Origin of the sequence: Streptomyces sp. NPDC096079, assembly GCF_040303145.1 — a bacterium.
Classification (GTDB): domain Bacteria; phylum Actinomycetota; class Actinomycetes; order Streptomycetales; family Streptomycetaceae; genus Streptomyces.
Genome location: NZ_JBEOST010000003.1, coordinates 65,535 through 89,075, shown reverse-complemented (window position 1 = coordinate 89,075; position 23,541 = coordinate 65,535). Strand labels below are relative to the sequence as shown.

23 protein-coding genes, 2 tRNA genes and 1 pseudogene are annotated in these 23,541 nt (G+C 72.6%); 17 read left to right on the top strand and 9 right to left on the bottom strand.

All coding sequences use genetic code 11. The features are described 5' to 3' along the window. Positions 1 to 28: 28 nt before the first annotated feature. Positions 29 to 451: an SSI family serine proteinase inhibitor gene (locus ABTY59_RS07810; RefSeq protein ID WP_352018491.1), complete on the bottom strand. Its 423-nt coding sequence runs from the start codon at positions 449 to 451 to the stop codon at positions 29 to 31. A 243-nt stretch (positions 452 to 694) separates the two neighbouring features. On the opposite strand from ABTY59_RS07810, the gene ABTY59_RS07805 reads away from it, so the two are divergent. Both ABTY59_RS07805 and ABTY59_RS07800 read left to right on the top strand, forming a co-directional pair. Beyond that, positions 695 to 785: transfer RNA gene (locus tag ABTY59_RS07805), tRNA-Ser, on the top strand. A 297-nt stretch (positions 786 to 1,082) separates the two neighbouring features. Then, positions 1,083 to 1,155 (top strand) — tRNA-Arg (locus ABTY59_RS07800). Between the two features lie 148 nt (positions 1,156 to 1,303). Here ABTY59_RS07800 and ABTY59_RS07795 read toward each other — a convergent pair. Both ABTY59_RS07795 and sigJ read right to left on the bottom strand, forming a co-directional pair. Then, positions 1,304 to 2,500, bottom strand: coding sequence for an NAD(P)/FAD-dependent oxidoreductase (locus ABTY59_RS07795; protein WP_352018016.1), 1,197 nt, complete (start codon positions 2,498 to 2,500; stop codon positions 1,304 to 1,306). 105 nt (positions 2,501 to 2,605) lie between these two features. Beyond that, positions 2,606 to 3,553 (bottom strand): RNA polymerase sigma factor SigJ, encoded by a 948-nt coding sequence (gene sigJ, locus ABTY59_RS07790; protein WP_352018015.1) that lies wholly within the window; start codon positions 3,551 to 3,553, stop codon positions 2,606 to 2,608. Between the two features lie 102 nt (positions 3,554 to 3,655). On the opposite strand from sigJ, the gene ABTY59_RS07785 reads away from it, so the two are divergent. After that, positions 3,656 to 4,021, top strand: coding sequence for a PH domain-containing protein (locus tag ABTY59_RS07785; RefSeq protein ID WP_352018014.1), 366 nt, complete (start codon positions 3,656 to 3,658; stop codon positions 4,019 to 4,021). Between the two features lie 147 nt (positions 4,022 to 4,168). Further along, positions 4,169 to 4,996 carry a BRO family protein gene (locus ABTY59_RS07780; protein ID WP_352018013.1) on the top strand — a complete coding sequence of 276 codons (828 nt, stop codon included), beginning with the start codon at positions 4,169 to 4,171 and terminating at the stop codon, positions 4,994 to 4,996. Here ABTY59_RS07780 and ABTY59_RS07775 read toward each other — a convergent pair. Beyond that, positions 4,981 to 5,397 carry a hypothetical protein gene (locus tag ABTY59_RS07775; protein ID WP_352018012.1) on the bottom strand — a complete coding sequence of 139 codons (417 nt, stop codon included), beginning with the start codon at positions 5,395 to 5,397 and terminating at the stop codon, positions 4,981 to 4,983. The genes ABTY59_RS07780 and ABTY59_RS07775 overlap by 16 nt on opposite strands. Before the next feature lie 27 nt (positions 5,398 to 5,424). Here ABTY59_RS07775 and ABTY59_RS07770 point away from each other — a divergent pair, with 27 nt between their 5' ends. The 9 genes from ABTY59_RS07770 to ABTY59_RS07730 all read left to right on the top strand — a co-directional run bounded on the left by ABTY59_RS07770 (position 5,425) and on the right by ABTY59_RS07730 (position 15,901). Continuing rightward, positions 5,425 to 6,294 (top strand): DUF2797 domain-containing protein, encoded by an 870-nt coding sequence (locus tag ABTY59_RS07770; RefSeq protein ID WP_352018011.1) that lies wholly within the window; start codon positions 5,425 to 5,427, stop codon positions 6,292 to 6,294. Between the two features lie 128 nt (positions 6,295 to 6,422). After that, a complete protein-coding gene (locus tag ABTY59_RS07765) occupies positions 6,423 to 6,758 on the top strand; it encodes an antibiotic biosynthesis monooxygenase family protein (RefSeq protein WP_352018010.1) in 336 nt (111 codons plus the stop codon). Continuing rightward, entirely contained in the window at positions 6,745 to 7,620 is an 876-nt protein-coding gene (locus ABTY59_RS07760) for an amidohydrolase family protein (protein WP_352018009.1), read from the top strand. The genes ABTY59_RS07765 and ABTY59_RS07760 overlap by 14 nt, the downstream gene beginning before the upstream one ends. 80 nt (positions 7,621 to 7,700) lie before the next feature. Then, positions 7,701 to 8,444, top strand: a complete 744-nt coding sequence (locus ABTY59_RS07755; RefSeq protein WP_352018008.1) for a response regulator transcription factor — start codon at positions 7,701 to 7,703, stop codon at positions 8,442 to 8,444. Positions 8,445 to 8,449: 5 nt separating this feature from the next. Further along, on the top strand, positions 8,450 to 10,030 hold the full coding sequence (locus ABTY59_RS07750) for a sensor histidine kinase (RefSeq protein WP_352018007.1): 1,581 nt from the start codon (positions 8,450 to 8,452) through the stop codon (positions 10,028 to 10,030). Between the two features lie 26 nt (positions 10,031 to 10,056). After that, positions 10,057 to 11,316, top strand: coding sequence for a bifunctional glycosyltransferase family 2/GtrA family protein (locus tag ABTY59_RS07745; protein ID WP_352018006.1), 1,260 nt, complete (start codon positions 10,057 to 10,059; stop codon positions 11,314 to 11,316). After that, positions 11,313 to 13,496, top strand: a complete 2,184-nt coding sequence (locus ABTY59_RS07740) for an ArnT family glycosyltransferase (RefSeq protein WP_352018005.1) — start codon at positions 11,313 to 11,315, stop codon at positions 13,494 to 13,496. Before ABTY59_RS07745 ends, ABTY59_RS07740 begins: the two co-directional genes overlap by 4 nt. 75 nt (positions 13,497 to 13,571) lie before the next feature. Beyond that, complete coding sequence (locus ABTY59_RS07735) at positions 13,572 to 15,071, top strand: MFS transporter (protein ID WP_352018004.1); 1,500 nt, start codon at positions 13,572 to 13,574, stop codon at positions 15,069 to 15,071. Between the two features lie 35 nt (positions 15,072 to 15,106). Beyond that, positions 15,107 to 15,901: a TetR/AcrR family transcriptional regulator gene (locus tag ABTY59_RS07730; protein ID WP_352018003.1), complete on the top strand. Its 795-nt coding sequence runs from the start codon at positions 15,107 to 15,109 to the stop codon at positions 15,899 to 15,901. 87 nt (positions 15,902 to 15,988) lie between these two features. On the opposite strand, the pseudogene ABTY59_RS07725 reads toward ABTY59_RS07730, so the two are convergent. Together ABTY59_RS07725 and ABTY59_RS07720 are read right to left on the bottom strand one after the other, a co-directional pair. Continuing rightward, positions 15,989 to 17,503: pseudogene (locus ABTY59_RS07725) on the bottom strand (MDR family MFS transporter); the annotation flags it as partial. 92 nt (positions 17,504 to 17,595) lie between these two features. Next, positions 17,596 to 18,045: a MarR family winged helix-turn-helix transcriptional regulator gene (locus ABTY59_RS07720; protein ID WP_352018001.1), complete on the bottom strand. Its 450-nt coding sequence runs from the start codon at positions 18,043 to 18,045 to the stop codon at positions 17,596 to 17,598. 159 nt (positions 18,046 to 18,204) lie between these two features. Here ABTY59_RS07720 and ABTY59_RS07715 point away from each other — a divergent pair, with 159 nt between their 5' ends. Next, a complete protein-coding gene (locus ABTY59_RS07715) occupies positions 18,205 to 18,438 on the top strand; it encodes a hypothetical protein (protein WP_352018000.1) in 234 nt (77 codons plus the stop codon). A 195-nt stretch (positions 18,439 to 18,633) separates the two neighbouring features. Here the strand turns inward: ABTY59_RS07715 and ABTY59_RS07710 are convergent, their stop codons facing one another. Next, on the bottom strand, positions 18,634 to 19,263 hold the full coding sequence (locus tag ABTY59_RS07710) for a TetR family transcriptional regulator (RefSeq protein WP_352017999.1): 630 nt from the start codon (positions 19,261 to 19,263) through the stop codon (positions 18,634 to 18,636). 48 nt (positions 19,264 to 19,311) lie between these two features. On the opposite strand from ABTY59_RS07710, the gene ABTY59_RS07705 reads away from it, so the two are divergent. The 3 genes from ABTY59_RS07705 to ABTY59_RS07695 all read left to right on the top strand — a co-directional run bounded on the left by ABTY59_RS07705 (position 19,312) and on the right by ABTY59_RS07695 (position 21,710). Then, positions 19,312 to 20,235, top strand: coding sequence for an oxidoreductase (locus ABTY59_RS07705; RefSeq protein ID WP_352017998.1), 924 nt, complete (start codon positions 19,312 to 19,314; stop codon positions 20,233 to 20,235). An 81-nt stretch (positions 20,236 to 20,316) separates the two neighbouring features. Next, the gene (locus tag ABTY59_RS07700) at positions 20,317 to 20,889 is read left to right on the top strand and encodes a TetR/AcrR family transcriptional regulator (protein ID WP_352017997.1); all 573 of its coding nucleotides are present in this window, start codon (positions 20,317 to 20,319) and stop codon (positions 20,887 to 20,889) included. Continuing rightward, positions 20,886 to 21,710: an alpha/beta fold hydrolase gene (locus ABTY59_RS07695; RefSeq protein ID WP_352017996.1), complete on the top strand. Its 825-nt coding sequence runs from the start codon at positions 20,886 to 20,888 to the stop codon at positions 21,708 to 21,710. The genes ABTY59_RS07700 and ABTY59_RS07695 overlap by 4 nt, the downstream gene beginning before the upstream one ends. On the opposite strand, the gene ABTY59_RS07690 is transcribed toward ABTY59_RS07695, so the two are convergent. Together ABTY59_RS07690 and ABTY59_RS07685 are read right to left on the bottom strand one after the other, a co-directional pair. After that, on the bottom strand, positions 21,691 to 22,509 hold the full coding sequence (locus tag ABTY59_RS07690; RefSeq protein ID WP_352017995.1) for a hypothetical protein: 819 nt from the start codon (positions 22,507 to 22,509) through the stop codon (positions 21,691 to 21,693). The two genes, ABTY59_RS07695 and ABTY59_RS07690, sit on opposite strands and share 20 nt — an antisense overlap. A 51-nt stretch (positions 22,510 to 22,560) precedes the next feature. Next, positions 22,561 to 23,466, bottom strand: a complete 906-nt coding sequence (locus tag ABTY59_RS07685) for an RNA polymerase sigma factor SigF (RefSeq protein ID WP_352017994.1) — start codon at positions 23,464 to 23,466, stop codon at positions 22,561 to 22,563. Positions 23,467 to 23,541 lie beyond the last annotated feature (75 nt).

Sequence of the window (23,541 nt, the reverse complement as noted above, 5' to 3'; positions counted from 1 at the left end):
GAGGGGAGTCTAAGGGAGCCTCCGGGGCTCATCCCCGAACGAGGGGAAGCAAAGGCTCCAGATTCTCCCAGCGGTCGATCTCGCAGCCGTTCGCCCGGGAGAAACGGGCGTCGACCCGGCGGCCCTGCCAGGTGCCGGTGACATGGGCGAGGGCGGGCCCGCCGTACACCTGGGTGCACATCTGGTCCCGGGGGACGGGCCGGAACGGGTCGCCGCCCTCCTGGGCCAGCTGCCCCAGGCGCGTGCAGGCGTCCTCGGCGGCCGGGTGGTCGCCCTCGACGCGGTCGCCGCAGGTGAGCCGGAAGGTGCCGTCGGCCTCCTTGTGGCCGCTCTTCTCGACGGTCACGGTCAGCGTGTCGGGCGACGCGAACAGGTTCAGCGGCGGCAGGGGGCCGAGACCGGCGGTCCCGGCGGCGGTGGCGAGGGTGGCGAGGACGAGACGGCGCAGCATGCGGATCTCCAGGAGCACGGGGAGTACGGCGGGCGCGGGCGCACGGCACGCCCGCCCCCTCTAACGCTCCGGGCGCCGAGGCGTTGCGCAAGCGGGGTGCGCCGGGCGGGGACGGGGCGGGACTCGGGCGGGCAGGGCTTTGCCCTGAACCCCGGAGGGCTAGTACGGTGAGAATCGATTGGTGACAGCGGGTTCGCCTGTGTCATCATCTGCACGCACCACCCGCGTATGCGCGCGGTGCGAGGAGGCGTCGCCTAGTCCGGTCTATGGCGCCGCACTGCTAATGCGGTTTGGGTCTTAAAGCCCATCGAGGGTTCAAATCCCTCCGCCTCCGCCCCTACCGAAGCCCCGGCCCCCAAGGCCGGGGCTTCGGCCGTTCCCGGACCTCTCCACCGCCTCCGCCCCTCGAAGGGTGTGACCCCGGTCTCTTTCAGCGGATTCCCGCCCCGCCCACCCCCGCCACGCCCCCTCGCCGACCGCCCCTCACTCGACCCCCATCGCGACGTTTTCGCAGGTCACAACGGGTGGGGGGAATGGATTTCACATGACGGCGGGACTCATGTAATGTTCTTCCTGTCGCCGGGACAGCGGGCCGAAAGGGCCGGGGAACGGAGACAAGAACTAAAAACAAGCACTCGTAGCTTAACGGATAGAGCATCTGACTACGGATCAGAAGGTTGCAGGTTCGAATCCTGCCGAGTGCACACAGACAAGAGGCCCCGGAGAGATCCGGGGCCTCTTGCGTTGCGTGGGTTCGGGTGGGCGGGGTGTGTCGTCTGATGCCTTCCGCCCGCCCCCTCAGGTCGCGGGGAGCGGCCGGAGTCGGGGGCGGGGGCGGCTGGTGGTGGGGGGTCAGGCCGCGGCTTCGGCCGGGGTGGTGGCGGGGGCCGGGGTGCGCAGGATGCGGTGGCGGCGGGTCGGGAGGCCCATGGTGGGGTTGGCGACGCCCCAGACCGCGCCCTTGCAGACCAGCTCCTTGTAGCCGGCGGCGAACCGGCCCGTGAGGGCCGCGCGGACCGCGCGGTCGTCGGCGGTGACGTACTGGATCAGGCCTTCCTTGCGGCCCAGCGAGATGCACTGGTTGAAGTAGCGCGGCTGGGTCTTCGGGAGCTTCCTGCCGGTCAGGCGGGCCGCGATGGCGTCGGCGGCCTGCCAGGCCATCGGCGCGCCCGAGGCGCACGACATCCGCAGCGGCTTGTCGCCCGGGCCCATCGCCAGGGCCGCGTCGCCGACGGCGTACACGTCCGGGTGCGAGACCGAGCGCATGGTCGCGTCGACCACGATCCGGCCCGTGTCGGTGACCTCCAGGGTCGTGGCCCGTGCGATCGGGTGCACCGCGAAGCCGGTGGTCCAGACGGTGACCGCGGCCGGGACCGGGCCGGTGGTGGTGGTCACGCGGCCCTCCTCGACCGCCGTCACCTCGGTGTGCTCGTACGCCGTGACGCCGAGGCCCGTGAGGACCTTCCGCACGTGTGCGCGGCCCTTGTCCGAGAGCCAGTCGCCGAGTCCGCCGCGGGCGGCGAGGGCGACGTCGAGGTCCGGGCGGGCCTCGGCGATCTCGGTCGCGGCCTCAAGGCCGGTGAGGCCGCCGCCGACGACGACCACGGACTCCCCGGCCCGCAGGGCGGCGAGGCGTTCGCGCAGCCGCAGCGCTCCGGGGCGGCTCGAGACCTCGTGGGCGTGCTCCGCGGTGCCGGGGACGCCCTGGCTGTTCCAGCCGCTGCCGAGCGCGTACACGAGGGTGTCGTAGGTCAGTTCCTCGGCGCCGGCCGTCGTCGTGATGGTGACCGTCTTCCGGTCGGCGTCGACGGCCGTCACCTTCGCCAGCTTCAGCTCGACGCCGGTCCTCGCGAACATCTCGCTGAACGGCCGGGGCGTGAGCTCCTGGCCGGCGGCCAGCTGGTGCAGCCGGACGCGCTCGACGAAGTCGGGCTCGGCGTTGACGAGGGTGATCGCGACGTCTTCGCGGTGGAGCTGCTTGGCGAGGCGGCCGGCGGCGATGGCTCCGGTGTAGCCGGCCCCGAGGACGATGATCCGGTGCTGCTGCATGTCCCTGCTCCTGTCTCACGCGGTCTCTCACGCGGTGTCGACCCTTGAACCGGGCAGCCGCGCGATTCCTGACAGGTGGAGGGTGTGACGTGGGTCACATGCGCGCTAGAAGGCCGATTCCAGGAGTGGGGCGCCGTGGTCCGTCGTCGCCCACTGCCGCGTCGCGCGCTCCAGCTTGTCCGGGTTCACCTGGTTGCGGAAGGCCTTGATGCCGTCCTCGGTGACCTCCAGGCACATGATGCCGATGACCCGGCCGTCGAGGACCGCCACGGCGGCGGGGGAGCCGTTGGCGGTCGTGGCGTAGACCTCGGGCGAGCCGCCGACGATCTTCTGCTTGGCGATGCCGGGCTTGAAGAGACCGCGCATGAAGGTCGCGACCGCGAGGGCGCCCTCGAACGCCTTGGCGCGCGCCGGGACCTTGCCGCCGCCGTCGCCGATCGCGACGGCGTCTCCCGTGAGGAGCCGTACGAGCGGTTCGGTACGGCCGCTGATGGCGGCCGCGAGGAACTCCTCGACGATCCGCTTGGCCTCGGCCTCGTCGATCTCGGTGCGGGCCTTCCCCGCGGCGACGTGCTTCTTCGCGCGGTGGAAGATCTGCTGGCTGGCGGTCTCGGTGAGGTCGAGGATCTCGGCGATCTCGCGGTGCGGGTAGTCGAAGGCCTCCCGCAGCACGTACACCGCGCGCTCGTTGGGGGAGAGGCGTTCCATGACGGCGAGGACCGCGTACGAGACGGATTCGCGCTGCTCGGCGGTGTCGGCGGGACCCAGCATCGGGTCGCCGGCGAGGAGCGGTTCGGGCAGCCACTCGCCGACGTAGGTCTCGCGGCGGGCCCGGGCCGAGGTGAGCTGGTTGAGGCACAGGTTGGTGAGGACCTTCGTCAGCCAGGCCTCGGGGACCTCGATGCGGTCGACGTCGGCGGCCTGCCAGCGCAGGAAGGTGTCCTGCACGGCGTCCTCGGCCTCGCTCGCCGAGCCGAGGAGGCGGTAGGCGATCGCCTCCAGGCGGGGCCTGGCGGCCTCGAACCGGTCCACGTCGTTCATGGTCAGCACCATGCTCGGATCCTAGTCCGTGACCTCTCCGTCGTAGCGGGTGCTCCCGCGCGGGAGTTAGGGTCGGATGATCTTTCTTTCTCATCGGATGTGGGGGTTTGGGGCATGGCGCTCTTCGGGAACGCGCACGCGATCGATCCGGCGCAGGCGCAGCAGGACTTCGCGCGGCTGCTCGGTCAGGGGGAGCAGGTGCACGCCGCGTACCTGCTGATCCGCGACACGATCTTCTTCACCGACCGGCGGCTCGTGCTCGTCGACAAGCAGGGCATCACCGGCAAGAAGGTCGAGTACCACTCGATCCCCTACCGGAGCATCACGCACTTCGCCGTCGAGACGGCCGGCACGTTCGACCTGGACGCCGAGCTGAAGATCTGGATCTCGGGCACCTCGCTGCCGGTCACGAAGACCTTCACCAAGGGCGTCGACATCTACGAGGTGCAGGCGATCCTCACGCAGTTCGTCGCCAAGTAGGCGCAGGAACGTCGCCACGTAGGCGCAGGAAGGGGGAGGGGGCTCGGGTGAATCGCCGAGAACCCTCCCCTTTTGGGTGAACCTGTCTGATTTGCATGTCAGTTGAATATGCCTTCGGCCTAGCTTGCGAGGCGGAGGTGATGATCGATGGACGCGATCGACATCGATGACCTGGCGTACGTCGCCACCGGAGCGCGCCTTCGGCGGCTGACCGCGCCGGACGGCGCCCACTGGTTCCCGGTGGTGGACGTGGCGAAGCGGCTGGGCTACGCGGGGTCGCGGGAGGCGCTGCGGACCGTGGCCCTGGGCGAGGAGTGCCTGGCGGCCGCTCGGGACGTCAGCGGGGGCGAGGGCTTCTCCGGCCGGTCCTCCGGCATCCGGGCCTCGACGCGCATGGTGAGCCTGGAGGGGCTCGTCCAGCTCGTCGGGGCGTGCCGCAGACCCGAGGCCGGGCCGTTCCGGGCGTGGACGGCGGGGGTGGTGGCGGCGGTCCAGCGATACGGCGGGTACGGACTCGAACCCTCGCCGGTGCACTCCGGGTTCCTGCTGCCACCGGAGCTCGTGGACGTCCTCGTCCGCCTCGAAGGGCGGTTCGACGAGCGGGCCGCCGCGTACGCCGAGCACGTCGAGTACGCGGAGCTGCTCCGTGAGACCAGGCAGAGCCTCTCCCGGGTCGCCGACTCCCTGGAGCGGCTCGCCGTGCCCCGCCAGCGCACCGGCGCGGTCGTCGCGCTCACCCCGCAGGAGCTCGTCGAGTCCTGGGCCATCACCGGGGACGTGCGGACGGTCGCCTCCTGCCTGGCGCCGGCGCTCGTGCGGGGCGGGGTGCGCTACCGGGCCCAGGACGTCACCCGCCGCACCGGCCTCTCCGGCGAACGGGTGCGCGACTGCGTCCGCCTCCTCCTCGAACGGGGCTGCATGCGGGAGGTCGGCACCCCGGCCCCGGACGGGACCCGGATCTACGTGCTGCCGTGACCCGCCGCGTCCCGACGGGGCCGACCCACCGCCACCACCTGGTACGCGTCCTCGTACACGATCCGTCCCGGGTCCGCCGACTCCAGGCGCACGCAGGGCACGCCGTGGTCCCGCAGGATGCGCAGGTACGGGGCGACCCTGGCCAGCGCCTCGGTCGCCGTGGGCCGGAACCAGGCGGCGGCCCCCGGGTTCACCGCCGGGTCGTAGACCGTGGGGTCCACCGTCGTCGGGTTCGGGAAGTGCGCGTCGTACCAGTCGTTCGAGGCGCGCCAGACCGCGTACTCGTCGGCGGAGAGCCGGCCTTCGCGGGCCAGCGCGTTCGCCAGGCCGAAGACGCCGGGGTGGTGGCCCCGCGGGCTTCTGGCCGGGGACTGGAAGCGGATGTGGCGGAGACTGGGCATCAAGGGAGCGTAGGAGGAGTGGGCGGCGTGGAGTGGTGGTGCCGGGGGCTCGGGTGGGGCGGCGGTGTGCCCGGCCTGCGGTGGCGGGGCGGGAAGGTCAGTCCGCTCGTGTACGGGCAGCGGCTCGCCTTCCGTGCCGTCGGGGTCCGGCGGTGCCCCGGCGCCCGCGGGAACCCCTGCCCCCTGGCCGCCGTCGTGCCCGGCCGCACCACCGGCGGGCGGTGCCCGGAGTGCGCGCGGCTCGACCGGGCCCACTCGGTCGCGGCCGACACGATCGCGGACGACCCCCGGCCCTACCGCGTCTACCTGGCCTGGTTCGGGCCCGGGATGACCAAGGTCGGCATCACCGCCGAGGCCCGCGGCGAGGCCCGGCTCCTGGAGCAGGGGGCCGTCGCGTTCAGCTGGCTCGGCCGGGGCCCGCTCATGGCGGCGCGGCGCACCGAGGAGGTGCTGCGGCAGGCCCTCGGCGTGCCCGACCGGGTGGCGTACGAGCGGAAGCGGGCCGCCCGGCACGCCCTGCCGCCCGCGCCGGAGCGGGCCCGCGAGGTCGAGGAGCTGTACCGGCGCGCACGGGCGGTCGGCGGCTGGACGGAGACCCTGGAGCCGCTGGAGTTCGCCGCGCGCGACCACGCGGGGGCGTTCCACCTCGACGGGCTGCCCCGCCTCGACGGCACGGTCACCGAGCTCGTCGGCGGTGGGGTCGTCTCCGGGCGGCTGCTCGCCGCCGCCGGTCCCGACCTGCACCTCCGCGCCCCCGACGGCCGGTGTCTCGCGCTCGACACCCGGCTCATGGGCGGCTGGGTCCTGGAGGCCGCGGGGGAGGACGCCGAGGGCTTCTCGGTGCCGGTGACGGTGGCGGGCGGGGCGAACGAGGGTGCTCAGGAGGAGCTGTTCTGAGGGCGGGGCGGGGCGAACGAGGGTGCTCAGGAGGAGCTGTTCTGAGGGCGGGGCGGCTTCGTAAAGTCTTGGATCCCTTTCCCCGGCCGCCGTGGACATTCCGCCGCCGCCCCGGCGAGGGTGATCACATGACTCCCCAGCTGGTGGCGGGCCTCGAACCGCCCTACTACACCGCCGTGTTCACCTCCGTCCGTCCCGACGCGCCCGAGGGCTACGCGGAGACGGCCGTCCGGATGCAGGAGATCGTCCAGGACGTCCCCGGCTTCCTCGGCTACGAGTCCGCCCGTACTCCCGGCGGCATCGGCATCACCGTCGCCTACTTCCGGGACCTGGAGTCCCTGGACGCCTGGCGGCTGAACGGCGAGCACCAGGCCGCCAAGGCGCACGGGCGAGAGCACTGGTACGAGAGCTACAGCGTCCACATCGGCAAGGTCGAACGGAGCTACGGCTTTGAGCGTGAGTGAGCCGGACGAGCTGATCGCGCGGCTCGGCCTTCCCGGGCTCGTCGACGTGCACACGCACTTCATGCCGCAGAACGTCCTCGACAAGGTCTGGGCGTACTTCGACGCCGTCGGGCCGCTGACCGGCGTCGAGTGGCCCATCGCCTACCGGGAGGAGGAGGGACGCCGGCTCGCCCTCCTGCGCGGCTTCGGCGTGGTCGCCTTCACCGCGATGCTCTACCCGCACAAGCCCGGCATGGCCGCCTGGCTGAACTCCTGGTCCGCCGACTTCGCCGCCCGCACCCCCGACTGCCTGCACACGGCGACGCTGTTCCCCGAGCCGGGCGTCGACGCCTACGTCCGGCAGGCCCTCGACGCCGGGGCGCGGGTCTTCAAGGTGCACCTCCAGGTCGGCGGCTTCGATCCGACCGACGGCGCCCTCGACGGCTCCTGGGGGGCGCTGGCCGACAGCGGCACCCCCGTCGTCGTGCACTGTGGTTCCGGCCCGAGCCCGGGGACCTACACGGGTCCCGGGCCCATGGGGCGGCTGCTCGCCCGGCACCCCCGGCTGCGGGTGATCGTCGCCCACATGGGGATGCCGGAGTACGGCGAGTTCCTCGACCTGGCGGAGCGGTACGAGGGCGTGCACCTCGACACGACCATGGCCTTCACGGACTTCAGCGAGCGGCTCGCGCCCTTCCCGGCGGGTGAGCGCGGGCGGCTTCTCGACCTCGGCGACCGCATCCTGCTCGGCTCGGACTTCCCGAACATCCCCTACCCGTACGCCCATCAGCTGCACGCCCTCGACCGTCTCGGGCTCGGGGACGACTGGCTCCGGCGCGTCCTGTACGAGAACGGAGCCGCGTTGTTTCACGTGAAACCCTGAGCGGCCCGGGCGGGCCTTTCTCAGGGAATTCACAGGAAAGGGCAAGGGGCCTCTCAGCGGCGCTGGACACCGTGGACGTCATGACCGTCACCACACGCCGCACCGGCACCCGCGCCGACATGCTCCGCGCCGACGGAAGCGCCGTCCGGGTCCTCGTCGTCGACGACGAGGCCTCGCTCGCCGAACTGCTCTCCATGGCCCTGCGCTACGAGGGCTGGCAGGTCCGCAGCGCCGGGGACGGGGCCGCCGCCCTCCGCTCCGCGCGCGAGTTCCGGCCCGACGTGGTCATCCTCGACATCATGCTCCCGGACGTCGACGGGCTGAGCCTGCTCGGTTCGATCCGCCGCGAACTGCCCGACGTGCCCGTGCTGTTCCTGACCGCGAAGGACGCCGTCGAGGACCGCATCGCCGGGCTCACGGCCGGTGGGGACGACTACGTCACCAAGCCCTTCAGCCTGGAGGAGGTCGTGGCGCGGCTGCGCGGCCTCATCCGCAGGTCCGGGGCCGCGCAGACGCGCAGCGAGTCCCTGCTCGCCGTGGGGGACCTGACCCTCGACGAGGACAGCCACGAGGTCACCCGGGGTGGCGACTCCATCCATCTCACCGCGACGGAGTTCGAGCTGCTGCGCTACCTCATGCGCAATCCGCGCCGGGTGCTCAGCAAGGCGCAGATCCTCGACCGGGTCTGGTCGTACGACTTCGGCGGCCAGGCCAACGTCGTCGAGCTCTACATCTCCTACCTGCGCCGGAAGATCGACGCCGGCCGCTCCCCGATGATCCACACCCGGCGCGGAGCGGGCTATCTGATCAAGCCGGGGGAGTAGCGCCCGTGCGCGTACGAGGTGGGCGGCCGTGGTCGCTGCGGACGCGGCTCGTGGTCTCGGCGGTCGCGCTGATCGCGGTCGTCGCGACCGTGATCGGGACGGTGACGACCATCGCGTTCCGCTCGTACCTGTACGACCAGGCCGACGAGCAGGTCCGCATCGTCGCCGCGCGGGCGTCGGGCCCGCCGGCCGTCATGGCCCCCGGGCCCGGTCTGCTCGATCCGAGCCGCGTGCAGCAGCCGCTCGCCTTCGTCCAGGGGCCCGGCACCCCGATCGGGACCGTCGGCGCGGTCCTCGTGGACGGCGAGATCACCACGGCCGGCTACTCGGCGGAGGCGCGGGACGACGGGACGTCCGGGCGGAACGTCCGGACCGTGGAACTCGACGGGGCCCAGCGGGCCGCGCTCGCCGCCGTGCCCCGCGACGGCCGGCCGCACACCGTCGAACTGCCCGGCGGGCTCGGCTCGTACCGGGTCGCGTACGCCGCCGGCGTCCACGGCGCGTACGTCACCGGCATCCCCCTCACCGAGGTCGAGGACACCCTCTCCACGCTCGTCCTCGTCGAGGTGAGCGTCACCGGCGCCGGGCTCGTCGCGGCCTCGCTCGCCGGGACCGTGCTCGTCCGGGTCGCGCTCCGTCCGCTGCGGCGGGTCGCCGCCACCGCCCGCCAGGTCGCCCGGCTCCCGCTGCACAGCGGGGAGGTGGCGCTCCACCAGCGGGTCCCGGAGGCCGAGGCCGACCCGCGCACCGAGATCGGCCAGGTCGGCGCGGCCCTCAACCGGATGCTCGACCACGTCCACTCGGCGCTCGACGCCCGCCAGCAGAGCGAGACGCGGGTCCGGCAGTTCGTCGCGGACGCCAGCCACGAGCTGCGCACCCCGCTCGCCTCGATCCGGGGGTACGCGGAGCTGACCCGGCGCGGCCGTGAGGAGTGCGGGCCCGACACCCGGCACGCCCTCGGCCGGATCGAGTCCGAGGCGACCCGGATGACGGGCCTGGTCGAGGACCTCCTGTTGCTCGCCCGGCTCGACGCGGGCCGCCCCCTCTCGTACGGGACCACCGACCTCGTCCCGCTCGTCGTGGACGCCGTCAGCGACGCCCGCGCCGCCGGCCCCGACCACCACTGGCGCCTCGAACTGCCCGAGCGGGACGTGCTCGTACGGGCCGACGGCGCGCGGCTCCAGCAGGTCCTGGTGAATCTGCTGGCCAACGCCCGTACCCACACCCCGCCCGGCACCGAGGTCACGGCACGCGTCCGCACGGACGGCACGGGGACGTGCGTGGACGTCGAGGACGGCGGCCCCGGCATCCCGCCCGAGCTGCTGCCCGTCGTCTTCGAACGCTTCGCGCGCGGCGACGCCTCCCGCTCCCGGCACGCCGGATCCACCGGGCTCGGCCTCGCCATCGTCCGCGCGGTCGTGCTCGCGCACGGCGGTGACGTGACGGTGCGGAGCACCCCGGGCCGGACCGTCTTCACCGTCCGGCTCCCCGGCGCACAGGACGCCGCACAGGGCGCCCTTCCGGCCGGGGAACCGGTCGCCGTGCCGGACTCACAGGCAGGGCACAGGGTCATCACACAGCCGTGACAGCGGGGCCCGGAAGTGTCCCCGTCATGCGAACCCAAACCCTCGGGGAAGCCCTTCCCGCCCGGGAGCACCTGCCGGTGAACGTCGCCGGACGGCCCGTCCTGGACGTGGTGATCCCCGTCTACAACGAGGAGAAGGACCTGGAGCCGTGCGTCCGGCGGCTCCACGCGCATCTCCTCCGGACCTTCCCCTACGGCTTCCGCATCACCGTCGCCGACAACGCCTCCACCGACACGACGTCCGCCGTCGCCGCCGCCCTCGCGGCCGAGGTGGCCGAGGTGCGCTCCGTGCGGCTCGAACAGAAGGGCCGCGGCCGGGCGCTGCGGACCGTGTGGTCGGCCTCGGACGCGCCCGTCCTCGCCTACATGGACGTGGACCTGTCCACCGACCTCAACGCGCTGCTCCCGCTGGTCGCCCCGCTCATCTCCGGCCACTCGGACCTGGCGATCGGCTCCCGGCTCGCCCGCTCCTCGCGGGTGGTGCGCGGGCCGAAGCGGGAGTTCATCTCCCGGGCCTACAACCTGATCCTGCGCTCCTCGCTGGCCGCCCGGTTCTCCGACGCGCAGTGCGGCTTCAAGGCCATACGGCGGGAGGTCGCCGAGCGGCTGCTGCCGATGGTCGAGGACACCGGCTGGTTCTTCGACACCGAGATGCTGGTGCTCGCCGAGCGGGCGGGGCTGCGCATCCACGAGGTGCCGGTGGACTGGGTCGACGACCCCGACTCGACCGTGCACATCGTGAGGACGGCCACCGACGACCTGAAGGGCGTGTGGCGGGTGGGGCGGGCCCTCGCGACCGGTTCGCTGCCCCTCGACCGGCTCGCCCGGCCCTTCGGCGACGACCCACGGGACCGCGAGCTGAACGGCGTGCCGGGCGGTCTGGCCCGTCAGCTCGTCGGCTTCTGCGCGGTCGGCGCGCTGTCCACGCTCGTCTACCTCGCGCTGTACTCGGCCTTCCGGCTCGGTGTCGGTCCGCAGCTCGCGAACGCCGCCGCGCTCCTGGTGTCCGCCGTCGCCAACACGGCCGCCAACCGGCGCCTCACCTTCGGCGTACGGGGCCGGGACCGGGCCGTCCGCCACCAGGCGCAGGGACTCGTGGTCTTCGGCATCGGCCTCGCCCTGACCAGCGGTTCGCTCGCCGCCCTGGGGGCGGCGACCGGCGATCCGGCGCACTCCACCGAGCTGGCCGTCCTGATCGTCGCCAACCTCGCCGCGACCGTCCTGCGCTTCCTCCTCTTCCGGCTCTGGGTCTTCCCGGACCGCGCGTCAGCAAGGAACGAACGATGACCACCCTCTCTCCGGCCGTCCCCGCGGCGCCCCGTGCCGGCCGGCCCGCCCGGCTGTGGCGCGGACGCGCCGAGGACGCCCCCTGGGTCCGGCCCGCCTTCCTCGGCCTGCTCGTCGCCACCGGGCTGCTCTACCTGTGGAACCTGAGCGCCTCCGGCTACGCGAACTCCTTCTACTCCGCCGCCGTCCAGGCGGGCGGGGAGAGCTGGAAGGCCTTCTTCTTCGGCTCCCTCGACGCGGCCAACGCCATCACCGTCGACAAGCCGCCGGCCGCGCTGTGGCCGATGGCGCTGTCCGTCCGGCTCTTCGGGCTCGGTTCCTGGCAGATCCTGGTGCCCGAAGTGCTCATGGGCGTGGGCACGGTGGCCGTGCTCTACGCGGCCGTGCGGCGCCGGTTCGGCGCGGGCGCGGGGCTGATCGCGGGCGCGGCCCTGGCGCTGACGCCGGTCGCCGCGCTGATGTTCCGCTTCAACAACCCGGACGCGCTGCTCGCGCTGCTGATGACGGTCGCCGTGTACTGCGTGCTGCGCGCCCTGGAGCAGGAGCGGGGCGCCGCGACGTGGCTGGTGTGGGCGGGGGTGGCCTTCGGTTTCGCGTTCCTCGCGAAGACCCTCCAGGCCTTCCTGATCCTGCCGCCGCTCGCGGTCGTGTACCTGGTGTGCGCGCCCGGCGGGTTCGGCCGGCGGCTCGGGCGGCTGGCCCTGGGGGGCCTGGCGCTGCTGGTGTCGGCGGGCTGGTGGGTGGCCCTGGTCGAGTGGTGGCCGGCGTCCTCCCGTCCGTACGTCGGAGGCTCGCAGAACAACAGCTTCCTGGAGCTGACCTTCGGCTACAACGGCCTCGGCCGCATCAACGGCGACGAGACCGGCAGCGTCGGCGGCGGTGGCGGCCCGGGCGGCGGCATGGGCGGCGGCCGCTGGGGCGAGACCGGCATCGTCCGGATGTTCAACGACTCGGTCGGCGGTCAGATCTCCTGGCTGCTGCCGGCCGCGCTGGTCCTGCTCGTCGCGGGGCTCGTCGTCACCTGGCGGGCGCCCCGGACGGACACGGCGCGCGCCGCGTTCCTGGTGTGGGGCGGTGCGCTCCTGATGACGCTCGCCGTGTTCAGCTTCATGGCCGGCATCTTCCACGAGTACTACACGGTGGCCCTGGCCCCGTACCTCGCGGCGCTGGCCGGCATGGGCGCGGCGGTGCTGTGGGAGGAGCGGACGCGGTGGCCCGCCTCGGCGGCGCTCGCGGTGACGGTGGCGGTGACGGCCTGGTGGGCCTGGACGCTGCTGGGCCGTACGCCGGACTGGCTGCCGTGGCTGCGCTGGACGGTCCTGGCGGCGGGCGCGGTGGCCGCGCTCGGGCTGCTGTTCGCGGGCCGGGTCGACCGGCGGCTGGGGCTCGGGGTGGCGGGCCTGGGCCTGGCGGCGGGGCTCGCGGGGCCGTTCGCGTACACCGTGGAGACGGTGAACGCCGGTCACCAGGGCTCGATCGTGACGGCGGGCCCGGCGGGCGGCGCGTTCGGCGGCCGGGGCCCGGGCGGCGGCGGCCGCCTCTTCGAGATCGGGATGATGCCGCAGGGCGGCCAGGGCGGCCAGGGCGGCCAGGGCGGCCAGGGCGGCCAGGGCGGCCGGGGCGGCCAAGCCGGTCAGATGCCGGGCGGCGGCCAGATGCCCGGCGGTGGTCAGCTCCCCGGTGGTCAGCCGCCCGGTGGTCAGGGCGGTCGCGGGATGCCCGCCGGCACCCCGCCCGGCGGCGCCGCCCCGGAGGGCTTCGGCCCCGGCGGAAACCTGCGCACCGGTGGCGGCATGGGCGGTCTCCTCAACGGGGCCAGTGTCGGCGCGAAGGCCAAGACCGCGCTGCTCGCGGACGCCGACGCGTACACCTGGGTCGCGGCCACGGTCGGCGCGCAGAACGCCGCGAGCTACCAGCTCGCCACGGAGAAGCCGGTCATGGCGATCGGCGGCTTCAACGGCAGCGACCCGTCCCCGACGCTCGCCCGGTTCAAGGAGTACGTCGCGGAGGGCAGGATCCACTACTTCATCGGCGGCGACTCCGAGGGCGAGGGCGGTGGCCGCATGGGCGGCGGTCCCGGTGGCGGCAACTCCGAGATCTCCACCTGGGTGTCGGAGAACTTCACGAAGGTGACCGTCGACGGCGCCACCTTCTACGACCTGACCCAGCAGAGGAAATAACCCCTATACAGCGTACGAGAGTCCCTATACGGTGTACGAGCCTTGGTCTCGTACACCGTATAGGAGTCTTCTGTCATGACAGCTACCGGCGGCCATCCACAGCGCTGGCTGATCCTCGGCGTCATCTGTCTCGCCCAGCTCACCGTGCTGCTCGACAACACCGTGCTCAGCGTCGCCATCCCCTCGCTGACCTCCGAACTCCACGCCTCCACCACCGACATCCAGTGGATGATCAACGCCTATTCGCTCGTCCAGTCCGGACTGCTGCTCACCGCCGGGAACGCCGCCGACCGCTACGGCCGCAAGAAGCTCCTCGCCGCCGGTCTCGCGCTCTTCGGCCTCGGCTCGCTCGCCGCCGGCCTCGCCGGCTCCACCGGGCAGCTCATCGCCGCCCGTGCGGGCATGGGCGTCGGCGGGGCGCTCCTGATGACCACGACCCTCGCCGTCGTCATGCAGATCTTCGACGACTCCGAGCGGGTCAAGGCCATCGCGCTCTGGTCCACGGTCGCGTCGCTCGGCTTCGCCGGCGGCCCGCTGGTCGGCGGCGTGATCCTCAACCACTTCTGGTGGGGAATGATCTTCCTGATCAACATCCCGGTCGCCGTCGTCGCGCTCGTCGCCGTCCTCAAGCTCGTCCCCGAGTCCAAGAACCCGCAGGGCGAGCGCCCCGACCTGCTGGGCGCGCTGCTGTCCACCATCGGCATGACCGCCGTCGTGTACGCGATCATCAGCGGCCCCGAGCACGGCTGGCTCTCCGGGCAGGTCCTGGTCCCGGCCGCGATCGGTGTCGCCGGGCTCGGTGCCTTCGCGCTGTGGGAGCTGCACACCCCGTACCCGATGCTCGACATGCACTTCTTCCGGAACCAGAAGTTCATCGGCGCCATCGGCGGCTCGATCCTGGTCGTCTTCGGCATGGGCGGCTCGCTCTTCCTGCTCACCCAGCACCTGCAGTTCGTCCTCGGGTACGAGCCGCTCGAAGCCGGCCTGCGGATGGCGCCGCTCGCCCTGACGATCGTCGGCCTCAACCTGACCGGCGTCGGCCCGCGGATCGTCATGAAGCTCGGCACCCCGCCCACCGTCGTCCTCGGCATGACGCTGGTCGCCGCGGGCCTCACCTCGATCTCGCTGCTCGGCGGCGGCACGGACGGCAGCTACGGGGGCATGCTGCTCGGCCTGGTCCTGATGGGCGTCGGCATCGCCGTCTCCTCCCCGGCCATGGCCAACGCGGTGATGAGCGCGATCCCGCCGGAGAAGGCGGGCGTGGGCGCCGGCATCAACGGCACCCTGGCCGAGTTCGGCAACGGCCTGGGCGTCGCCGTCCTCGGCGCCGTGCTCAACGCCCGGTTCGCCGTGCTCGTCGCCGTCACTGCGACCTCCCTGCCGGCCGCCCTCGCGGCGGCCGGGAACGACGCCGAGCGGGCGCAGATCTCCGACGCCTTCGCCTCCGGCCTCCAGACCAGCCAGCTGGTCGGCGCGATCGCCGTCTTCGTGGGCGGTCTGGTCGCGGCGGCGCTGCTCAGGCGGGCCGAGCGCGCGGAGAAGGCCGTGGCGCCCGAGCAGCCTGTCGCTGCCTAGCATGGTCACGGACCGCTGACAGACGGAGGAACGTGATGGTCAAGGCAGCCGACCGGGCCAAGAACCCGACGCGTTCCAGCGTCTGGCTGGAGAAGCGGGCCGCCCGCAGCGGTGGCGGCCCGGCCGGGCTCGACCGGGACCGGATCGTCGCCGCCTCGATCCGGATGCTCGACGAGGAGGGCCTGGCCAAGCTGTCGATGCGCAAGCTCGCGACCGAGCTGGGCGTCACGGCCATGTCCCTCTACTGGTACGTGGACACCAAGGACGACATCCTCGAGTACGCGATGGACAGCGTCTACGGCGAGATCGACCTGGCGGCGGTCGACGCCGCCGCTGACTGGCGGGACCGGATCCGGCTGCTCGCCCTGGACTACCGGCGGATGCTGGTCCGCCACGCGTGGATGTCGCCGAGCGCCGGCCAGTACCTGAACATCGGCCCGCACGCCATCGCCGTCGGCCAGAAGATCCACGAGACGGTCGCGGAGACCGGCCTGCCGCTGGATCGCCGGCCCAGCGCGATGTCGGCGGTGTTCCAGTTCGTGTACGGCTATGGGACGGTCGAGTCCCAGTTCGGCCGGCGGGCGGCGGAGGCCGGCATGTCGCAGGACGAGTTCTACGTGGACTCGGTGAACGCCTTCCGCGACGACCCGGACCTCACCGAACAGGTGGACGGGCTGAGGGAGATTCTCGACGAGCGGACCTCGCACGACAGCCTCAGCGTCATCTGGGACCGGGACTTCGGCTACGCCCTGGACGTCCTGATCGCCGGCATCGAGGTCATGGTCGCGCGCGAGGCCGAAGCCGCACGGCGCACGGACGAACAAAAATGACGGAGCGGCGGGCCGTCCCCTGCCCGCCGCTCCGTACTCGACCCGGCCGCGCCTCCGCTCGAAGCGCGGCCGGGAGCTTTCCTATTCGGCTTCCGCCTTCGCCGTGTTGCTCTTCAGGGCGACTTCCTTGATGAACAGGGTCACCACGAAGGCGAGCAGCGCGAACGGCGCGGAGTAGAGGAAGACGTCGGCGACACCGTGGCCGTACGCGTCCTCCATGACCGTGCGGATCGGGGCCGGCAGCTTGTCCATGTCGGGGATGCCGCCGCCGGAGCCGCCCTTGCCCATGGCGGCCGCGGCCTTCGGGCCGAGCTCGGCCAGGCCTTCCTTGACGTAGTCCGTGACCCGGTGGGCCATGACCGCGCCGAGCGCCGAGACACCGATCGCACCGCCCAGGGAGCGGAAGAAGGTGACGACGGAGGAGGCGGCGCCGAGGTCGGCGGGGGCCACCTGGTTCTGGGTGCAGAGCACCAGGTTCTGCATCATCATGCCGAGGCCGAGGCCGAGGACCGCCATGAAGAGCGCGATGTGCCAGTACGCCGTGTCGTAGCGGATCGTGCCGAGCAGGCCGAGTCCGCCGGCGGCCAGGGCGCCGCCGCTGACCAGCCAGGCCTTCCAGCGGCCGGTCTTGGTGATGACGAGGCCGGAGACGGTGGAGGAGACGAACAGGCCGCCGATCATCGGGATGGTGAGGACGCCGGACATGGTCGGCGACTCGTTCCGGGCCAGCTGGAAGTACTGGCTGAAGAAGACCGTGCCGGCGAACATCGCGACGCCCACGGCGAGCGAGGCGAGCGAGGCGAGGGTGATCGTCCGGTTGCGGAAGAGGCGGAGCGGGATGATCGGCTCGCTCGCCTTGGACTCGACGAGCACGAAGACCGCGCCGAGGAGGACCGAGCCGCCGACCATGGCGGCGGTCTGCCAGGACATCCAGTCGTACTTGTCGCCCGCGAAGGTCACCCAGACGAGGAGCAGGGAGACGGCGGCGCTGATGAAGAAGGCGCCTGCCCAGTCGACCTTGACCTGGCGCTTCACCACGGGGAGCTTCAGGGTCTTCTGCAGGACGATCAGGGCGATGATCGCGAAGGGCACGCCCACGTAGAAGCACCAGCGCCAGCCGAGCCAGTCGGTGTCGGTGATGACGCCGCCGAGCAGCGGGCCGCCGACGGTGGCGACGGCGAAGGTCGCGCCGAGGTAGCCGCTGTAGCGGCCGCGCTCACGCGGGGCGATCATCGCGGCCAGGATGATCTGGGAGAGGGCGGTCAGACCGCCGACGCCGACGCCCTGGACGACTCGGCAGGCGATGAGCATGCCGGTGCTCTGCGAGAGGCCGGCGACGATCGAGCCCGTGACGTAGACGATCAGGGCTATCTGGACGAGCAGCTTCTTGGAGAAGAGGTCGGCGAGCTTGCCCCAGAGCGGGGTGGTCGCGGTCATCGCCAGGAGGGAGGCGGTGACGACCCAGGTGTAGGCGGACTGGCCGCCGCCGAGGTCGGTGATGATCTGCGGGAGGGCGTTGGAGACGATCGTCGAGGACAGGATGGCGACGAACATGCCGAGCAGCAGCCCGGACAGCGCCTCCATGATCTGCCGGTGCGTCATCGGGGCGGTCGCGCCGCCACCGCCGCTACCGGTGACGCCGTCCCGCGCACCGGTGTCGGGCGTGGTCGTCGTAGCCATGAACTTCCTTTTTCTCAAGCGTGGTGGGCCTGGGCCCGGCAGTCCCCGAAGGAGTCGCGCAGGCGGGCGAGCAGGTGGGTGAGGAGTTCGACGTCGTCGTCGGTCCAGTCCGCGAGGTGACGGGAGAAGGCCTCGGTCACCCGGCGGTCGAGTTCGCCGAGCATCGCGTGGCCCGGTTCCGTCAGCCGCAGGATGCGCGAGCGCTTGTCGTCCGGGTCGGGCAGGCGCTCGATCCAGCCGTGTTCCACCGTGTGGGCCACATGACGGCTGCACACGGACATGTCGACGGCCATCAGTTCGGCGAGCCGGCTCGTCCGCATGTCGCCGTGGTGGTTGACCAGGGCGAGTACGGCGGCGGAGCCGCCCTGGCATTCGACGGGCAGGACGCGGGCGAGTCCGCGCTTCACGGCTCCGATCGCGCTCACGGAGCGGGCGAGCTCCTCGTACCTGTTCCGTGTCGCCATCGGGCACCCCCGGCCATCTTGTTGCTTAGGGCAACCATAGAGATGGATGGTTGCTTCAGGCAAACTAAATCGGTCAAACGGCGCTAAAGAATCGGTAAAGGTGAAGGGGTGGTGCCGGGGCTTGGGCCCCCCACCCGGACTTCGCTAGGGTCCTGGCCCATGGCACACAACCCCCAAGCACCGTACGGCCAGGGCCAGCCCCCTCAGGGCCCCGAGGGTTACGACCCCGCCGGCAGCACGCAGATGTTCCGCGCCTTCGTCGACGAGGGCACCCCGCAGCAGCGGCAGCCGCAGGCCGCGACCCAGTCGGGCGGGCCGCGCGTCGGCCTGATCGTCGGCGTCGTCGCCGTGATCGTCGTCCTGGCGGCCGTCGCCTGGCTGGCGCTGGGCTGACCGCTCCGTACCTCGAACAGGTGGGCCGGATCCGCATCACGCGGATCCGGCCCACTGTGCTTGTACGCGGATCCGGCCCACTGTGCTTGTACGCGGACCCGGCCCACTGTGCTTGTGCGCGGACCCGGCCCACTGTGCTTGTGCGCGGACCCGGCCCACCCACTGCGACTCCTCGCGCCCGGGTCCGGACCGCTCCTAAGCGGATACGGAATCCAGGGCCGGCGCGAGCGTCGCGAAGGCCTCCTCGATCAGCGCGCCGGGATCCTCGGCGCCCTCGCCCTCGCTCCACCGGTGCAGCACGGCGTCGAAGGCGGCCAGGGCCATGCCCGCCGCGAGCCGCGGGAAGAGGTCGGTCCCGGGATCGCGGCCGAGGCGGGCCGCCAGCTCCTCCGTCAGCTCCTCGCGCCAGCGCGCCTCGTGCTCCAGGAAGCGGGCGAGCAGGGCCGGCGTCCGCAGGATCAGCCGGACCACCGGCAGGGCGCGGTCGGCGTGGTCGCCGCAGGTCGCCAGCGGTACGGAGACGGTGTGGAGGAGCGCCTCGGAGGGGCGCTCGCCGACGGGTCGGGCGGCGAGCCCCGCGCGCATGTCGGCGCCCATGCCGGCCAGGAACTGGACGACCACGTCCTCCTTGGACGCGAAGTACCGGAAGAAGGTCCGCTTGGAGACGCCCGCGGTGGTCGCGATCTCGTCGACGGTCACCGCGTCGAAGCCCCGGAGGGCGAGCAGCTGGAGCGCCGCCTCGGTGAGTTCGGTCGCGACGAGCTGGCGTTTGCGCTGGGCGAGGGTGGTCACGGCCCGATGGTACTGCGGTGACGGCCATGGCATCCAGAGTCGTGCTTGACACTCGGTGACACGAACGGCAACGTGTGCCGTATGACTGACAAGCAGCGCTGGACCGCCGACCGGATCCCGGACCAGACCGGGCGGGTCTTCGTCGTCACCGGGGCCAACAGCGGTCTCGGCCTCGCCACCACCCGCGAGCTCGCCCGCCGGGGCGCGCGCGTGATCCTCGCCGTACGGGACGAGGGGAAGGGCCGCCGCGCCGTCGAGGGCCTCGACGTCGACGCCCGGCTCCTCTCCGTGCGGCGGATCGACCTCGCCGACCTCGACTCGGTGCGCGCCTTCGCCGACCGCGTCCGCGCGGAGCATCCGCGCCTCGATGTGCTCGTGAACAACGCGGGAGTGATGGCGCCGCCCCGCACGCTCAGCGCCCAGGGTCATGAGCTCCAGTTCGCCGCCAACCACCTCGGCCACTTCGCGCTCACCGGGCTGCTGCTCGACGGGCTCGCCGCCGGGACCGATCCCCGGGTGGTCACAGTCAGCTCGATCAACCACCGGCAGGGCAGTCTCCGCTTCGAGGACCTGAGCGGGGAGCGCGGCTACGCGCCCATGGCCTTCTACAACCAGTCCAAGTTCGCCAACGCCGTCTTCGGCAAGGAGCTGCACCGCCGGCTGACCGCGGCCGCGGGCCCGGTCCGCAGTGTGCTCGCCCACCCGGGCTACACCGCCACCAGCCTCCAGATGAAGGACACCTCGGGCCTGACGAAGCTGTTCTTCGGGCGCGTCGGCAACCCGCTGCTCGCCCAGCGGCCGGAGCGGGGTGCGCTGTCCCAGCTGTACGCGGCGACCGATCCGTCCGTCGCGGGTGGCGAGTTCATCGGCCCGGGCGGCATGGGTGAACTGCGGGGTGCCCCGACCCGCGTACGGCTCTCCGACGCGGCGGACGATCCCGCGACGGGCCGCAGGCTGTGGGAGGAGTCGGAGCGCCTGACGGGAGTGCGCTTTCTCAGTTCCTGACCGAACCTAGGAGTGCTAGCTTTCTTCCTAGGGGTCCTAGGAACTCGGGGACTCCTGGGAATCCTGGGAAGGGAGCTGCCCGTGGTGCGCGCGGGAATCACCGTCGACGGGCTCGTCCGGGCCGCCGCCGAGCTGGCGGACGCCGACGGCCTCGACGAGGTCACCGTCTCGGCGCTGGCACGCCGCTTCGGCGTCAAGGACGCGAGCCTCTACTCGCACATCAGGAACCTGCGGGACCTGCGGGTGCGGCTCGCGCTCCTCGCCTCGGCCGAGATGAACGACGCCATCGGTGCCGCCGTCGCCGGCCGCTCCGGCAAGGAGGCGCTCGTCGCGTTCGCCGGCGCCTACCGCGACTACGCCCTCGCGCACCCCGGGCGCTACGCGGCCACGCAGCAGCGCATCGAACTCGACGAGGTCGCCGACACCGCCGTCTTCCGGCGGGCCGTCGAGCTCACGTACGGCATGCTCCACGGCTACGGCCTCGGGGAGCCCGACCTCACCGACGCGGGCCGTCTGCTCCGCAGCACCTTCCACGGCTACGTCCACCTCGAACTGAGCGGCGGCTTCGCGCACTCCCGCCCCGTCGCCGAGTCCTGGGCGCGCTCGCTCGACGCGCTCCACCACATCCTGGAGAACTGGGGGAACAGCTCATGAACGTCGACGTGCTGGAGGTTCCGGGTGCCCGTCTGCGGTACGAGACCCGCGGCGACGGGCCCGTCCTGCTGCTGATCCCGGGCGGTGCGGGCGACGCCGGGATGTTCGAGGGGATGGCCGGCCCGCTCGCCGACGCCGGGCACACGGTGGTCTCGTACGACCAGCGCGGACTCTCGCGCAGCCCGCTCGACGAGCCCCTCGGCGACCAGCGGGTGGCCGAGTGGCGCGCGGACGCCCTCGCCGTCCTGGACGCGGTCTCGCCGGACGAGCCCGCGTACGTCTTCGGCGGCAGCTCCGGCGGCATCGTCGCGCTGGACCTGCTCGCCGCCCGCCCGGACCGGGTGCGCCGGCTCGTCGCCCACGAGCCGCCCCTGGTGGAGCTGCTCGACGACCCCGTCCCGTACCGCGACCACTTCGCCGAGGTGCGCGCGCTGCACCGCACGCGGGGGCTCGGACCCGCCATGGCCCGGTTCTCCGAGACGCCGGACGGCCGGAAGCCGGAGCGGGAGCACACCGAACTGCCGGCCTCCCTCAGGGCGATGGCCTCCCGCATGGCGGCCAACATGCCGGTCTTCCTGGAGCACGTCCTGTGCCCGTTCTCCTCTTCCGCCCCGGACCTGGAGGGGCTGCGGGCGGCCGCGGGGAAGCTGGTGCTCGGTGTCGGACGGGAGACGGCGGACCAGGAGGCGCTCACCGGTCCTTCCCGGCGGATCGCCGAGCTGACCGGGGCGGAGACCCTCGCGTTCCCCGGTGGTCACGTGGGCTGTGTGGAGCACCCGGAGGAGTTCGCGGAGGTGCTGGTCAGCGCCCTTCGACGGTGACCTCGCGGGTGTCGACCCGCATGCCGAGCGGCACCCGCCAGGAGTCCACGCACACCGTGTACGTCCGGGTCCTGGCCGTCCCGGCGGCGATCGGCGCGGGCAGCGGCTGACGGGATTCGACCGTCGCCCAGTCGGTGCCGAGCAGCCCGATGACGTGCGTCGCGAAGCGGACCGTGCCCGAAGTGGCGGCGGTCCCGCCGGTGTTGCGGAAGGTGACGGTCACGCGCTGGCACCAGCGCTGGTCGCCGGCCGCGAGGACGGGCGCGGAGACGCTGAGCACGGCGGGCCCCGGAGGGGTGGTCGGCGCGGGGGAGGACGGCGGCGCCCCGGTGCCGGGCGTCGCGGACGGGGTACGGGGCGGGGTGCCGGTGCCGCCGTGGCCGGGCGGGGTCGTCGGAGGCGTACCGGAGCCGGAGCCCGAGTCGGAACCGGAGTCCGCGCCGGAGCCCGATCCCGTACCCGGGGCCGTACCCGTGCCCGTGCCCGTACGGGACGGGCCGGAGGTTCCGGAGGCGCCAGGGGTCCCGGCGGCTCCGGAGGGGCCAGGAGAGGGCTCGCTCCCGGCCGTGCCGGGCGTCCCGGGGGCCGCGGGCGAAGGAGACGACGTGCTGGACGTCGTCCCGCTCTCCGAGGGCTCCAGGGGGACCAGGGTGACCACGCCCGAAGGGGCGACCGCGCCCTTGGGGGAGGGGCCGGCGCCGACCGCCGCGTACCCCTCGCCGTCACCGCCGCCGCACGCGGTCAGCGCTCCGCCGAGGCAGAGCGCCACCGCCGCGAGTACCGGCTTCCTTCGCCTCATGCGCCCCAGTGTGGCTGACGGAGCGTCAACAAGGCGGCGTTTCCGGGGAAGTCAGTCGGAGATGAGACCCTCGCGCAGCTGGGCGAGGGTGCGGGTGAGCAGCCGCGAGACGTGCATCTGGGAGATGCCGACCTCCTCGCCGATCTGCGACTGGGTCATGTTCGCGAAGAAGCGGAGCATGATGATCTGCCGCTCGCGGGGCGGGAGTTTGGCGAGGAGCGGCTTGAGAGACTCGCGGTACTCGACGCCTTCGAGGGCCGTGTCCTCGTAGCCCAGGCGGTCCGCGAGGGAGCCCTCGCCGCCGTCGTCCTCGGGCGACGGGGAGTCCAGCGAGGAGGCCGTGTACGCGTTGCCGACGGCGAGGCCGTCGACCACGTCCTCCTCCGACACCCCGAGCACGGCGGCCAGTTCGGGCACGGTGGGGGAGCGGTCGAGCTTCTGGGCGAGCTCGTCGCTGGCCTTGGTGAGGGCGAGCCGCAGCTCCTGGAGCCGGCGCGGGACGCGCACCGACCACGAGGTGTCGCGGAAGAAGCGCTTGATCTCGCCGACGACGGTCGGCATCGCGAACGTCGGGAACTCCACGCCCCGTTCGCAGTCGAAGCGGTCGATCGCCTTGATCAGGCCGATGGTGCCGACCTGGACGATGTCCTCCATCGGCTCGTTCCGGGAGCGGAAGCGGGCCGCCGCGTACCGCACGAGCGGGAGGTTGAGCTCGATGAGCGTGTCGCGGACGTAGGTCCGCTCCGGGCTGTCGGCCGCGGCGCCCTCGGTGTCGAGGGCGCGCAGCCGCAGGAACAGGGAGCGGGAGAGGGTGCGGGTGTCGAGGGCTCCCGGCGTGACCGTGATCGGCGGCGGCGTCGTCTCCGCGCTGTCGGTCGCCGTCGGCGCCGTCGTCTGCGTGGGCACGGGAACGGGCGTGAGCGTGAGCACCTTCGAGCTGCCCAGTTCTGTGGACATGCCACCCCCTTGAGGTCGCGGACGGTCGCGGTGGCCGCGACCATCTGAGGAACGCAGCCTCCACCTGAATACCGG

Bases quoted from the DNA above. Each gene is read 5' to 3' on its own strand.
- ABTY59_RS07775 (WP_352018012.1), bottom strand. From the start codon at position 5,397: ATGCCCAGTCTCCGCCACATCCGCTTCCAGTCCCCGGCCAGAAGCCCG.
- ABTY59_RS07720 (WP_352018001.1), bottom strand. From the start codon at position 18,045: ATGGCGACACGGAACAGGTACGAGGAGCTCGCCCGCTCCGTGAGCGCG.
- ABTY59_RS07735 (WP_352018004.1), top strand. From the start codon at position 13,572: ATGACAGCTACCGGCGGCCATCCACAGCGCTGGCTGATCCTCGGCGTC.
- ABTY59_RS07745 (WP_352018006.1), top strand. From the start codon at position 10,057: ATGCGAACCCAAACCCTCGGGGAAGCCCTTCCCGCCCGGGAGCACCTG.
- ABTY59_RS07780 (WP_352018013.1), top strand. From the start codon at position 4,169: ATGGACGCGATCGACATCGATGACCTGGCGTACGTCGCCACCGGAGCG.
- ABTY59_RS07785 (WP_352018014.1), top strand. From the start codon at position 3,656: ATGGCGCTCTTCGGGAACGCGCACGCGATCGATCCGGCGCAGGCGCAG.
- ABTY59_RS07690 (WP_352017995.1), bottom strand. From the start codon at position 22,509: ATGAGGCGAAGGAAGCCGGTACTCGCGGCGGTGGCGCTCTGCCTCGGC.
- ABTY59_RS07695 (WP_352017996.1), top strand. From the start codon at position 20,886: ATGAACGTCGACGTGCTGGAGGTTCCGGGTGCCCGTCTGCGGTACGAG.
- ABTY59_RS07765 (WP_352018010.1), top strand. From the start codon at position 6,423: ATGACTCCCCAGCTGGTGGCGGGCCTCGAACCGCCCTACTACACCGCC.
- ABTY59_RS07810 (WP_352018491.1), bottom strand. From the start codon at position 451: ATGCTGCGCCGTCTCGTCCTCGCCACCCTCGCCACCGCCGCCGGGACC.
- ABTY59_RS07710 (WP_352017999.1), bottom strand. From the start codon at position 19,263: ATGCCATGGCCGTCACCGCAGTACCATCGGGCCGTGACCACCCTCGCC.
- ABTY59_RS07685 (WP_352017994.1), bottom strand. From the start codon at position 23,466: ATGTCCACAGAACTGGGCAGCTCGAAGGTGCTCACGCTCACGCCCGTT.
- ABTY59_RS07795 (WP_352018016.1), bottom strand. From the start codon at position 2,500: ATGCAGCAGCACCGGATCATCGTCCTCGGGGCCGGCTACACCGGAGCC.
- ABTY59_RS07755 (WP_352018008.1), top strand. From the start codon at position 7,701: ATGACCGTCACCACACGCCGCACCGGCACCCGCGCCGACATGCTCCGC.
- ABTY59_RS07730 (WP_352018003.1), top strand. From the start codon at position 15,107: ATGGTCAAGGCAGCCGACCGGGCCAAGAACCCGACGCGTTCCAGCGTC.
- ABTY59_RS07715 (WP_352018000.1), top strand. From the start codon at position 18,205: ATGGCACACAACCCCCAAGCACCGTACGGCCAGGGCCAGCCCCCTCAG.
- ABTY59_RS07740 (WP_352018005.1), top strand. From the start codon at position 11,313: ATGACCACCCTCTCTCCGGCCGTCCCCGCGGCGCCCCGTGCCGGCCGG.
- sigJ (WP_352018015.1), bottom strand. From the start codon at position 3,553: ATGGTGCTGACCATGAACGACGTGGACCGGTTCGAGGCCGCCAGGCCC.
- ABTY59_RS07705 (WP_352017998.1), top strand. From the start codon at position 19,312: ATGACTGACAAGCAGCGCTGGACCGCCGACCGGATCCCGGACCAGACC.